Origin of the sequence: Tsukamurella sp. M9C, assembly GCF_020169415.1 — a bacterium.
Lineage (GTDB): Bacteria > Actinomycetota > Actinomycetes > Mycobacteriales > Mycobacteriaceae > Tsukamurella.
On record NZ_JAIULG010000013.1, the window covers coordinates 44,031 to 56,013 of the forward strand.

Annotated in this window: 11 protein-coding genes; 1 reads left to right on the forward strand and 10 read right to left on the reverse strand. The window is 71.7% G+C overall.

All coding sequences use genetic code 11. From position 1 onward, the window contains the following. Positions 1 to 9: 9 nt before the first annotated feature. The 10 genes from LB823_RS09030 to lspA all read right to left on the reverse strand — a co-directional run bounded on the left by LB823_RS09030 (position 10) and on the right by lspA (position 10,961). Entirely contained in the window at positions 10 to 1,287 is a 1,278-nt protein-coding gene (locus LB823_RS09030; protein ID WP_224646605.1) for a serine/threonine-protein kinase, read from the reverse strand. A gap of 99 nt (positions 1,288 to 1,386) precedes the next feature. Further along, positions 1,387 to 3,216 carry an ABC transporter ATP-binding protein gene (locus tag LB823_RS09035; protein ID WP_224646607.1) on the reverse strand — a complete coding sequence of 610 codons (1,830 nt, stop codon included), beginning with the start codon at positions 3,214 to 3,216 and terminating at the stop codon, positions 1,387 to 1,389. Further along, on the reverse strand, positions 3,213 to 4,946 hold the full coding sequence (locus tag LB823_RS09040) for an ABC transporter ATP-binding protein (RefSeq protein ID WP_224646609.1): 1,734 nt from the start codon (positions 4,944 to 4,946) through the stop codon (positions 3,213 to 3,215). The genes LB823_RS09035 and LB823_RS09040 overlap by 4 nt, the downstream gene beginning before the upstream one ends. Next, the gene (locus tag LB823_RS09045) at positions 4,943 to 5,581 is read right to left on the reverse strand and encodes a TetR/AcrR family transcriptional regulator (protein ID WP_224646610.1); all 639 of its coding nucleotides are present in this window, start codon (positions 5,579 to 5,581) and stop codon (positions 4,943 to 4,945) included. Before LB823_RS09045 ends, LB823_RS09040 begins: the two co-directional genes overlap by 4 nt. 86 nt (positions 5,582 to 5,667) lie before the next feature. Continuing rightward, entirely contained in the window at positions 5,668 to 7,035 is a 1,368-nt protein-coding gene (locus LB823_RS09050; RefSeq protein WP_224646611.1) for a DUF1731 domain-containing protein, read from the reverse strand. A gap of 192 nt (positions 7,036 to 7,227) precedes the next feature. Continuing rightward, positions 7,228 to 8,127 (reverse strand): ABC transporter substrate-binding protein, encoded by a 900-nt coding sequence (locus LB823_RS09055; RefSeq protein WP_224646612.1) that lies wholly within the window; start codon positions 8,125 to 8,127, stop codon positions 7,228 to 7,230. 62 nt (positions 8,128 to 8,189) lie between these two features. Then, positions 8,190 to 8,726 carry a hypothetical protein gene (locus LB823_RS09060; RefSeq protein ID WP_224646614.1) on the reverse strand — a complete coding sequence of 179 codons (537 nt, stop codon included), beginning with the start codon at positions 8,724 to 8,726 and terminating at the stop codon, positions 8,190 to 8,192. 78 nt (positions 8,727 to 8,804) lie between these two features. Beyond that, positions 8,805 to 9,458, reverse strand: coding sequence for a hypothetical protein (locus LB823_RS09065; protein WP_224646615.1), 654 nt, complete (start codon positions 9,456 to 9,458; stop codon positions 8,805 to 8,807). Continuing rightward, entirely contained in the window at positions 9,455 to 10,381 is a 927-nt protein-coding gene (locus LB823_RS09070) for an RluA family pseudouridine synthase (RefSeq protein WP_224646617.1), read from the reverse strand. The genes LB823_RS09065 and LB823_RS09070 overlap by 4 nt, the downstream gene beginning before the upstream one ends. Further along, on the reverse strand, positions 10,374 to 10,961 hold the full coding sequence (gene lspA / locus LB823_RS09075; RefSeq protein WP_224646618.1) for a signal peptidase II: 588 nt from the start codon (positions 10,959 to 10,961) through the stop codon (positions 10,374 to 10,376). Before lspA ends, LB823_RS09070 begins: the two co-directional genes overlap by 8 nt. A gap of 27 nt (positions 10,962 to 10,988) precedes the next feature. Here lspA and LB823_RS09080 point away from each other — a divergent pair, with 27 nt between their 5' ends. Continuing rightward, positions 10,989 to 11,972, forward strand: a complete 984-nt coding sequence (locus tag LB823_RS09080) for a hypothetical protein (RefSeq protein WP_224646619.1) — start codon at positions 10,989 to 10,991, stop codon at positions 11,970 to 11,972. The last annotated feature ends 11 nt before the right edge of the window (positions 11,973 to 11,983 follow it).

An 11,983-nucleotide genomic window follows, 5' to 3' on the forward strand; every position in this document is an offset into this window, starting at 1 on the left:
CGCGGATCGTCAGCCGAAGGCGATGACCAGGATCAACACCAGCAACGCGGCCACCGCCACCCCCACCAGCACCAGCACGGCGGGCGACATCCCGCCCGGCGCCGAGGGCGTGGCCGGTGCCGAGGGCTTCGCGGGCTGCGCGCGCGGCGCCGGCGGGCGCGGCATCGCGCCGGACTGGGCACCCGCGGTCGCCCCGTACAACGGCTGCGGGGCTGCGGACTGCGGAACGGCGGGCTGCGGGGGACGCCCCGTCGGGTAGCTCGGCCGGTTCGCCTGCCCCCGGATCCCCGGGGCGACGGTCCGCTGCACGGGCAGGGACGGACGTCCCGCGGTCGCGGGGGCCTGCGGGCCCGACGGATGCCCGGGACCGGGCACGTAACCGGGCGGCGTGGGTCGCGGCACCGGGCGCGGCGCGGCGCGGCCGACGGGCGCCGTCAGCGCGGACTTGAGCGCGGTCGCGAACTCCTTGCACGTCGCGAATCGCTCCGCCGGGGTCTTGGCGAGCCCCCGCGCGACCACGGCGTCGACGGCGGGCGGCACGCCCTGGCGGATCTGCGAGATCCGCGGCGGCGGCGCGTTGAAGTGCGCGTCGATCACCGCATCGGTGCTCGCCCCCGTGTAGGGCACCTTGCCGGTGACCAGGTGGAAGAACGTCGCGGCCAGCGAGTACTGATCCGAGCGCGGGTCGAGTTCCTCGCCACACAGCTGCTCCGGGGAGGCGTAGGCGAGCGTCGCGAGGACGGTGCCGACGGCCGTGAGCTGCGAGGTGTCCTCGCCGCCCTTCGCCACGCCGAAGTCGGTGAGCAGGGCGCGCCGCTCGTCGCCGTCGTCCTCGTCGTCGACGGCTGCCACCAGGATGTTCGCGGGCTTGATGTCGCGGTGGAGCAGGCCGGCGCGGTGCGCGCGGTCGAGGCCTCGGCCGATCTGGCCGATGATCTCCACGGCGACGGTGGGGTCGAGCCCGCCCGGGCTGCGCTTGAGCAGCACCGAGCAGTCGTCGCCCTCGACGTACTGCATCGCGATCCACAGCCGGGCGCCCTCGGTGCCGCGGTTGTAGATGGTGACCACGTTCGGGTGGTCGAGGCGCGCGGCGAGCTCCGCCTCCCGCAGGAAGCGCTTGCGGAAGGCCTCGTCGCCCGAGTAGCCGGCGCCCAGCACCTTGAGCGCGTCGTATCGGGGCAGCTCCGGGTGCTTGGCGAGGTAGACGGAGCCCATGCCGCCGGATCCGAGGCGCCGCTCGATCCGATAACCGCCGATCACCGTCCCGGGTGCGAGTTCGTCACTCATGTCCGCCGCTTCTGCCCCATATCGTCCGTTCCGTCGAACACCAGCGTAACCCGGCCGCGGACCGTCGCCCCGGTGGCGAGCCGTTCGCGGACTCGCGCGTCAGATCTCGACGCCCTCGAACTGGGCCCGGTACAGGTCGGCGTAGTGGCCGCCGGCCGCGAGCAGCTCGTCGTGCGAGCCCTGCTCGACGATCCGCCCGTGGTCCATCACGACGATGACGTCGGCGTCGCGGATGGTCGACAGGCGGTGCGCGATGACGAAGCTGGTCCGGTCGGCCCGCAGCGCGTGCATGGCCCGCTGCAGCAGCACCTCGGTGCGGGTGTCCACCGAGCTGGTCGCCTCGTCGAGGATGAGGATGGCCGGCTCGGCGAGGAAGGCCCGCGCGATGGTGATCAGCTGCCGCTCACCCGCGGAGACGCTGCCGGACTCGTCGTCGAGCACGGTGTCGTAGCCGTCGGGCAGCGAGTGCGCGAAGCGGTCGACGAAGGTGGCGCGCGCGGCGGCGTAGACCTCCTCGTCGGTCGCGTCGAGGCGGCCGTACCGGATGTTCTCCCGGATCGTGCCCTCGAACAGCCAGGTGTCCTGCAGCACCATGCCCATCCGTCGCCGCAGGTCCGCGCGCTCGACCTCGGCGATGTCGACCCCGTCGATGGTGATCCGGCCGCCGCTGAGCTCGTAGAACCGCATGATCAGGTTGACCAGGGTGGTCTTGCCCGCGCCGGTGTGGCCCACGATCGCGACGGTGCGGCCCGGCTCGGCGACCAGGTTCAGCCCCTCGATCAGCGGTTCGTCGGGCTTGTAGCCGAACGAGACGTCCTCGAAGGCGACACGGCCACGCGTGGGCACGGGCAGCGCGCCGGCGAGCTCGGCGGTCTGCTCATCGGCGTCGAGGATCGCGAAGACCCGCTCGGCGGAGGCGACGCCCGACTGCAGCATGTTCACCATCGAGGCCATCTGCGTGACGGGCTGGGTGAACTGCCGCGAGTACTGGATGAAGGCGATCACGTCGCCCAGGCTCATGCCGCCGGCGGCCACCCGCAGCCCGCCCACGACGCACACGGCGACGTACTGCAGGTTGCCGACGAACATGCTGATCGGCATCACGAGGCCGGAGAGGAACTGCGCCTTGTAGCTCGCGTTCATGAGCGCGTCGTTCTCCTGCGCGAAGCGCTCCTGCAGCGCGTCGCCGCGGCCGTAGACGGTGACCAGGTCGTGGCCGGTGAAGGCCTCCTCGACCTGCGCGTTGAGCGAGCCCGTCGACTTCCATTGCGCGACGAAGTGCTTCTGGCTGCGCTTCATGATCTGTCCCGCGAAGATCACGATGAGCGGGATCACGACGACCGCGACAGCGGTCAGGAGCGGCGACACGACGAGCATCATGATCAGCACCCCGACCACCGTGAACGCCGAGACGATGAGCTGGCTCAGCGCCTGCGTCAGCGACTGGCCCAGGTTGTCGATGTCGTTGGTCACGCGGGAGAGCAACTCGCCGCGGGGCTGCTTGTCGAAGTAGCTCAACGGCAGTCGGTTCAGCTTCTCCTCGACCTCGCGCCGCAGCGAGTACATGACCCGCTGCACCGCGCCGTTGAGCAGGAAGCCCTGCGCGTACTGCAGCAGCGCGCTCGCCACGAACAACCCGATCACCCACGCGAGGATGGTGCCGACGTGCTGGAAGTCGATGCCCGGCCCGTGCTGCAGCTGCGAGCGGAAGCCGTCGTAGATCGCGTCGACCGCGCTGCCGATCACCTTCGGCGCGATCACCGCGGCGGTGACCGAGCCGACCGACAGCAGCACCGCGGCCGTCATCGCCGAGCGCTGCTCCCGCAGCCGGCCCAACAGTCGTTTCAGCGAGGGCCAGAAGGTCATCGGCTTCTGTGCGGGCGAGCCCGCCGTCGCGGCGGCGGACGCCCGTGCTCCCGGTCCGGTCATGCTGCACTCCCCGCCGTCGCCTGGCTGCCGGCGATCTCCTGGTAGGTGGGACACGTCTCGAGGAGTTCGGCGTGGGTGCCGTGGCCGACCACCTCGCCGTCCTCGAGAACGATGATCTGGTCGGCGCCCGCGATCGTCGAGATGCGCTGGCCGACGATGAAGACGGTGGCGTCCCGCGTGTACGGCCGCAGGGCCGCACGCAGTTTCGCGTCGGTCGCGAGGTCGAGCGCGGAGAAGCTGTCGTCGAAGAGGTAGACCGCGGGCTTGGCGACGAGGGCTCGGGCGATGGCGAGTCGCTGCCGCTGCCCGCCGGAGACGTTGGTGCCGCCCTGGGCGATCGGCGCGTCCAGCCCGCCGATCTCGGCGACGAAGTCGTCGGCTTGCGCGATGCGCAGCGCCTCCGCGAGGTCGTCGTCGGTGGCGTCCGGGTTGCCGAAGCGCAGGTTGCTCGCAACGGTGCCGCTGAACAGGTAGCCGCGCTGCGGCACCAGTCCGACGTGCCCCCACAGGGCGTCGGTGCGGAGATCGCGGACGTCGACGCCGTCGTAGCGCACCGCGCCGGCGGTGGCGTCGAAGAGGCGCGCGAGCAGGTTGATCAGCGTCGACTTGCCGGAGCCCGTGGACCCGATGATCGCGACCGTCTCCCCCGGGCGGGCCGTCAGGTTCACGTTCTGCAGCACCGGTTTCGCGGCGCCGGGGTAGCACATCGTGACGTCGTCGAGCTCGACGGTGCCGGTGATCGCGGGGAGTGCGTCGGGGCGCTCCGGCGGTCCGACCGTGGAGGTCGTGTCGAGCACCTCCGTGATGCGCTCGGCCGCGACGGAGGCGCGCGGCACCATCATCACCATGAAGGTCGCCATCATCACCGACATGAGGATCTGCATCATGTACTGCATGTAGGCGGTGACCGAGCCGATCTGGGCGGAGCCGTCGGCGATGAGGTGCGCCCCGAACCACCAGACCGCGACCGTGGAGAGGTTGAGCACCAGCATCACCCACGGGAACATGACCGCCATCAGCCGCATCACGCGGACGGAGGCGTCGGTGAGGACGGTGTTGGCACCGTCGAACCGCTCGCGCTCGACGGGCTCGCGGACGAAGGCCCGGATCACCCGGACGCCCGTGAGCTGTTCGCGGAGTACCTGATTGACCGAGTCGAGCCGGGTCTGCACCACGCGGAAGCCGGGAATCATCTTGGCGATCACCACGCCGAGGACCGCGCCGAGAACGGGCACGGCGACCACCATGAGCCAGGCGAGTCCGGGTTCCTCGCGCAGCGCCATGAAGACGCCGCCGACGGCCATGAACGGGGCCTGGATCATCATCGACAGCGTCATCAGCACGAGGAGCTGCACCTGCTGCACGTCGTTGGTGGTGCGGGTGATGAGCGAGGCGGCGCCGAAGCCGGAGACCTCGCGACCGGAGAAGGTGCGGACGCGGCCGAACAGGGACCGCCGGGTGTCGCGGCCGAAGGCCATGGCGCTGCGGGCCGCGAAGTACGTCGCGCCGCCGGCGGCGATCACCTGGAACAGCGTGATCACCAGCATGATTCCGCCCATGCGCCAGATGTAGCCGGTGTCGCCCGGGGTGACGCCGAGGTCGATGATCTTGGCGTTGATGCTGGGCAGCACCAGGTTCGCGACGACGCTGACGAGTTGGAAGGCGGCCACGGCGAGCAGCCACGGCCGGTAGGGCCGCAGGTGCTCGACGATCAGTCTGAGAAGGGTCACTGGGGGCTGTTCCTTCCCGCGAAGGGAGTGGTGGGCTGGGCTGAGATGCCGTCGAGCAGGACGTCGACGATGCGTTGCGGCGACAGGACGTGCCCGTCGCTGATGTGGGGGTGGCTGCCGGAGAAGGTGAGCAGGCGCAGGAGGTGAATGGCCTCCTCCGGAGGGACGGATAGCTGGTCGGCGTCGTCGCCGATGACGCCGTGGAGCCGGGCCATCACCGCCGGGCCGCCGTCCTTCGCCCGACGGTGCGCTTCCCGGTCGCGGGTGTGGGGCGGGGCGACGAGGCCGAGTGCGTCCATGAGGCCGAAGATCCGCTGGAACCGGGCCTGGACGAGCTCGGTGAACCGGTAGAGCCGTTCCCGCAGCGGCGGCGCGGGGTCGATGCCGTCGATCTGCGCGAGCAACTCGTCGGGGTCGAAGGATTCGATCATCACCGCGTCGAGCAGGGCCTCCTTGGAGTCGAAGACGCGGAAGATGGTGCCCTCGGCGACGCCCGCGGCGGCGGCGATCTGCTTGGTCGTGGGCACGGCGCCGTGCTCGAGCAGGGCGTCCCGGGTGGCGGCGATCAGCGCCGCGCGCCGCTCGTCAGGCGGCAGGTGCGGCGCGCGGGTTCGAGTTTCGTTAGCCGCGGGCACGACTTCGAGACTACAGAAGTGAGCGCCCACTCACAATTGATTCTCCGTTCGCCCCGGGCGAATCGGTCGATTGCGGACGAGCCCCGTCAGTCGAGGAGATCGGCCAGGGCCCCGTCGAGGTCCGGATGCGCGAACGCGAAGCCCGCGGCCGGCAGCACCGTCGACGTGGCGTGCCGGCCCGTGAGGCCGAGGGCCGGATCGCTGCGCATCGCGATCGCGCCGAGCGCCAGGACTGGCGCGGGTGTCGGCGGCGCGGGCGGCCGGTGCAGGTGCCGGCGCAGCGCACCCATCAGGTCGGCGTTGCGCACGGGGTGCGGCGCGGCCGCGACCACCACGCCGTCGGACAGGTCGACGCCCGGCTCGATTCCCAGTCCCGCCCGGACGACCGCGAGCCAGTCGTCCCGGCGGATCCAGCTGAACCACTGCCGACCGTCGCCGAGCCGGCCGCCCAGGAAGGCCCTGGTGACGCCGACCATCTTCGCCAGCGCGGGCGAGTCGGTGTCGAGCACGATGGAGGTGCGCAGCACGGTCAGGTGGTCGGTTTCGGCGTCGGCGGCGGACTCCTCCCACGGGCGGGCGACGCCGGTCATCTGGGGGAGCCCCGGGTCGGGCAACGGAGTGTCCTCGGTGCACCACAGCTCCCCCGCGTCGCTCCAGATGGCCGTCGTGCTCGCCTGCACCCAGCGGCGGACGCCCTTACCGCGGGCCGCCGCGACGAGCGCGCGGGTCGCGTCCACTCTGCTCGCGGTGAGCGCGGCGACGTTCACCGCGGTGGGCCGGCAGTCGACCAGTTTCCCGGCCAGGTTGATCACCGCGGTGTTCGGCGCGTCGAGCACCGCCTCCCACGCGCCGACGGTGCGCCCGTCCCACGCGACCTGCGGGTACGGCAGGTCGTCGCGGATCGAGCGGGTGAGGATCGTGACGTCGTGCCCGCGGCGGACGAGGTCGGCCGCCACCCGGCGGCCCAGCGCCCCGGTGCCGCCCGCGATGACGACGTGGAGCGGTTCCGCGGCGCGGGGCGGGCCCGCGAGCATCGCCAGCCGCGCGAGACTCGTGTCGGCGTCGGCGGCGAACCGCCGGGCGACGAGGCGATCGAAGAACGGCCCGGACGGGCCGTCGGAGGTCACGGTCTGCTCGACGACGGTGCCGCCCTCGACCGGATGCAGCACCCAGCGCAGGACGGTGGTCCCCGCGGGCTCCTCCTGCGTGAGCGCGAGGGCGCGTTCCGGCGCGAACTCGGTCACGCGGGCGGGTTCCGCGAACCGGCGATGGACCCACGCCGCGCGCAGATCCGGCACCCAATCCACGCGGGCGCCGAGGGCGACCGGGTCGCGCAGCGCTGCCGAGGTGACGAAGGGCTGCCACTGCGGCAGGCGTTCCAGGTCGACGAGGACGTCCCACAACGAACGCGCCGGAAGGGCGATGAATCCGCTGCTGCGATGCACGGTGGCCATGCCTCCGACGCTAGTTCGCGATGGCGCGGATTCACTGTGTGATCGCGGAGAGCTTTCTCACATCGTGAGATGTATCTCGTGCGCCTCGCCGGCCGTCAGCGTCACCAGCAGTGCCACCTCCACGAAAACCCGCCCCCGCGATGTCATCTCACCACGGTACCGATCCAGCGAGCAGAGAAGCGGCCAGCGTCGTCAGCGCTGTTCGCGCAGGATCTTCTCGATGTCGTCGAGGACCATGCCGCCGCCCTTCGGCCCGACGCCGGAGACCCAGTACGCGGTGTCCACGACGGACACGCGCGGGAACCAGGCGCGGTTGTCGCGGATCTCCGCGGGGATCGTGGAGGCGTCCCCCGGCTTCTGCGACGGCACGAAGACGTAATCGGCCTGCGCGGTCGACAGGTTCTCGAGGGAGATGTCGGCCTGGATCCCGTCCGCCCAGTCGCGCGGGGGAATCGTGAAGCCGACGCACTGCAGGGCGCTGCCGGCGAAGGACGTGGGTCCGTACAGGCTCAGCTGGGAGCTGCGCGGCCGGATGAACTGCGCCGTCTTCCCGTCGAGCGAGAACTCCGCCTTGATCGCGGCGCACCGCCCGTTGTAGTCGGCGAGCAGCTTGTCGACGTCGGCGCTGCGATTCAGCGCGTCGCCGATCACGCGCGCGTTGTCCTGCCAGGGATCCGCCTGGGTCTTGATGTACACCGTCGGAGCGACCTTGCTGAGCCGGTCGTACAGCGCCGCGTGGCGCGCCTCCGTTCCGAGGATGAGATCGGGCTTGAGGGCGGCGATCTTCTCGACGTCCGGATCGGGCACAGTGCCCACGGCCTCGACGCCGCTGACGCCGAGGTAGGCCGGCATCGTCGTCACGTTGCTGGCGACCGCCGCGCCGACCGGCGTGATCCCGAGCGCGACCGCCGTGTCCAGCTCCAGCGGCTCCAGGGTCACGATCCGCTGCGGATGCTGCGCGACCTGGGTCGTACCCCGCGCGTGGGTCACGGTACGGGTATCCGACGGAGCACCGTCGCCCCCGCCACCGCCGGAGCACGCGGCGACCGCCAGCGCCGTACCCACCAGAACCATCGCCCATTGCCTCTTCATGGACTTAGGTTAGCCTGATCTATATTGCAAACCTCCGGGTCCCACGTGAGACACCTGTCGAGTCAGGTGTACACCACGCTGAGGATCACCCGACTAACCCCAGCACCGCCGGCCTGGACGGCGGCATCCACGAACGGGTCGGTCGGCCTCGCGGACACGGCGACGACAGTGCGACACCTGTCGAGGCGGCCCTGTTCGACCGCCTGCGTCACGAGGAACTGCCAGCTACTTCCGCCTCGTTCGAACCGGGATCCCGGCGCCGCGTCGAGAAGGCGTACAGAGCCTGGCACCTCACTGAACCCGACCGGCTGCGCAAGGTCGCGACAGTCCGGGGCGAGCTCGCGGACACTACGTTCGCCGAGTTGCGCGAAGAAGTCGTCGAGACCACCGGAGGGGGCGTCGAAGACGGCGTGCATCGACGAATCCCGCGACGGGTACTCCTGCGCCGTCACGACGGCGATCCCCTCCGGCAGCACGGCTCCCGTCCAGTTCTTCACAACCGTCCGCACACCGTCGGCGTCGAGGTCGCGCGTCGTGTCACCGAAAGTCACGCACGAGGCGACCACGCAGACGAAGGTCGCCAACACCGCCATGGCCACGACGACGGAGACCAGGCATCCCGACTGCCGCGCCCGCGACGAATTCATATCAACACGATACAGATCCAGAACAGCAATCTATCGCGGCGGCACCGGACGGTCATCGGGGCCGGGGACGACGGTCACCGCCGACGACGGGAGCAGGGCGGAGACGCCGAACCGGGCACCGTCGCGCGGGAGGACCTGGACGGACCGCACCCCGGGCCGGCCGGACACCGCGCGCAGCGCCTCGCCCGTGCCCCACGCCACGACGCCGACCACCGCGGGAACACCCGCGCGCAAGCGGGAGGCGGTGACACGGGCGATCGCGTCACCCCGCGCCCCGGGGGCGACGAGTCCCGGCATCGCCAGGGCGGCCAGCTCGTTCACCGCCCGCACGCCCTCGATGCTCTGGCCGGGCGGCACCGTCGCCGTGGGGGTCTGGACGCCGGGGATGCGCACCCGGACCAGCACGCGGCCCACGCGGTCCAGGCCCGCGGCACGGGTCCACACCTCGTCGGGCGTCCACTCGGTCGCCGGGGAGATCAGCGCCCAGCGCCGCTCCCCCGCGGGCGCCGCGGCCAGCGACGCGCGCGCCTCGCCGAGGTACTCGGCGACGGCCTGGCCGGACTGCGGGCCGAGCCGGTCACCGTCGGACCGCGCAACCCGCACCGGCGTCGCCGAGCCGAGCCAGAAGGCCAGGCCGAGGGCGACGGCGAGCAGCGCGGCCCAGCCGGCGAGGGTCCGGGTCACGCGTCCCGCAGGACGTCCAGGGCGTGCTGCAGATCGTCGGGGTAGGGCGAGGTGAACTCCACGTACTCCCCCTGCGTGGGGTGCGTGAAGCCCAGGGTGCGGGCGTGCAGCCACTGCCGGTCCAGGCCCAGCCGCTTGGCGAGAACCGGGTCGGAGCCGTAGGTCTGGTCGCCGCAGCACGGGTGGTGCAGCGCCGCGAAATGCACGCGGATCTGGTGCGTGCGGCCGGTCTCGAGGTGCACGTCCAGCAGCGTCGCGGCCTGGAAGGCCTCGATCGTGTCGTAGTGCGTGATCGACGGCTTGCCGTCCTTGGTGACCGCGAACTTCCAGTCGGAGCTGCGGTGCCGGCCGATCGGGGCGTCGATGGTGCCGGACATCGGATCCGGGTGGCCCTGTACCAGCGCGTGGTACCGCTTGTCGACGGTGCGCTGCTTGAACGCCCGCTTGAGCACGGTGTAAGCGCGCTCGGAGACGGCGACGGCCATGACGCCGGAGGTGCCGACGTCGAGGCGGTGCACGATGCCCTGCCGCTCGGCCGCGCCCGAGGTGGAGATCCGGAAGCCGGCGGCGGCGAGGCCGCCGATCACCGTCGGACCGGTCCAGCCGACGGAGGCGTGCGCGGCGACGCCCACGGGCTTGTCGACGACGACGATGTCGGCGTCGGAGTAGAGGATGTTCATCCCGGGCACGGGCTCGGCGACGATCTCCAGCGGCCGCGCGGGCTCGGGGAGCGTCACGTCGAGCAGGGCCCCGGCGTGCAGCTTGTCGGACTTGCCGACCGCGACCCCGTCGAGCGTGACGGAGCCCTCGGCGGCCAGCTCGGAGACGACGGTCCGCGAGAGCCCCAGCAGGCGGGCGACGCCCGCGTCGACCCGCAGGCCGTCGAGCCCGTCGGGCACGGGCATGGTGCGCGATTCACGCATCGGTCGCCTCCGATCCGGTGGTGCCGGCCTTCTCGGCCGTGGTCTTATCCGGTGTGCGCGTGCGCTTCTCGCCGAAGCCCTCGTAGGGGTCGCGCCCGAACAGCGTGAGCGCCACGAGCAGCACGGCGGCGACGCTGATCGCGCAGTCGGCGGTGTTGAACACGGGGAACCAGTCGCCGACGGAGAAGAAGTCGATCACGTGGCCCCGGAAGACGCCGGGAGCACGGAAGATCCGGTCGGCGAGGTTGCCCAGCGCGCCGCCGAGGACCAGGCCGAGGCCGAGCGCCCAGGGCAGCGACGTGAGCTTGGAGCCCATCCGCACGATCCATACGACGACGCCCACGGCGATCAGCGTGAGCACCCAGGTGTAGCCGGTGGCCATGGAGAAGGCGGCGCCCGGGTTCTTCACGAACAGCAGGCTGAACGGGCCGAGCACGTGGATCTTCTCGCCGTAGGTCATGTGCCGGACCACCGTGGTCTTCGCGGCCAGGTCGATGAGGAAGACCGCGACCGCGACCACCGCCAGGAGGATGCGCGGGTTCCGATACCAGCTCGGCCGTGCGGTTGCGGGGGAATCCATGGCTCCATCATCCACTACGGTGGCGGTGTGCATGGCAAGCGGTTGCGGCTGGTCCCGGTGGTGGCGACATCGACGGTGGTGCTCGTCACCGCCCTCGCGGGATGCGGGGACGGCGACTCCGCCGGCGCCGGCGCCTCCTCGTCGGCGGCGCCCGCCCGGCAGTCGGTGGCGGCCCCGGCCGCGACGGCGGGCTGCGTCGCGACCCCGCCGGCGCTCCCCAGCCACGCGGTCACCGTCGACGTGCCACAGGCGAAGGTGGTGCTCGACTCCCCCGGCACCGGTGCGCCGCGCGCGCTGACGGTGCGCCCGACCGCGGTCGCGGAGTACGCCCTGTTCACCAACTCCCTGCAGGTCTCCCAGGTCGGGACCGAGCCACCGTCGGGTGGCAACCGCGACGTCACGCTGCCGATGGTCGCGCAGCCGACCTGCGCCGATCCGCTCGACGTCTACCTCTTCTTCGCCGCGCCGCGGTCCACCGACGCCGCCACCACGCAGGCCCTCGAGGTCGAGGCCGGGTCCGTCGCCCGCGTGCGGCTCGCCCCGAGCGGCGAGGTGCGCGCGTTCACCCTCGCTGCCCCGCCCGGAGTCTCCGCCGAGGCGCAGTCCACGTTCGAGCAGGCCCTGCTGCAGACCTTCCTGCGGCTCGTTCCCCTGCCCGCCGAGCCGGTCGCCCCGGGCGCGACGTGGACCGTCACGCGGTCCATCCGCGCCGACAGCACCCTCACCCAGACCATGCAGGTGACGCTCGGCGGCACCGTCGAGCGGCCCGAGCTGAAGGCGAAGGTCGACGAGTCGCCCGACGACTCCGTCTTCCGGGTGCCCGGCAGCGGCACCACCCTGACGATCGAGAGCTACACCTCCGAGGGCAACGGCACCATCGAGATCGACCCGGCGCGGGCCTTCGGCCAGGGCGGCGTGCAGTTGGAGGGCGGCCGCACGCTGCTCGGCGACGATCCGGCGAAGAAGCTCACGCAGAAGACGGGCAGCGTCTACCGGTTCGGGCCGAAGTAGCCCGGATCCCG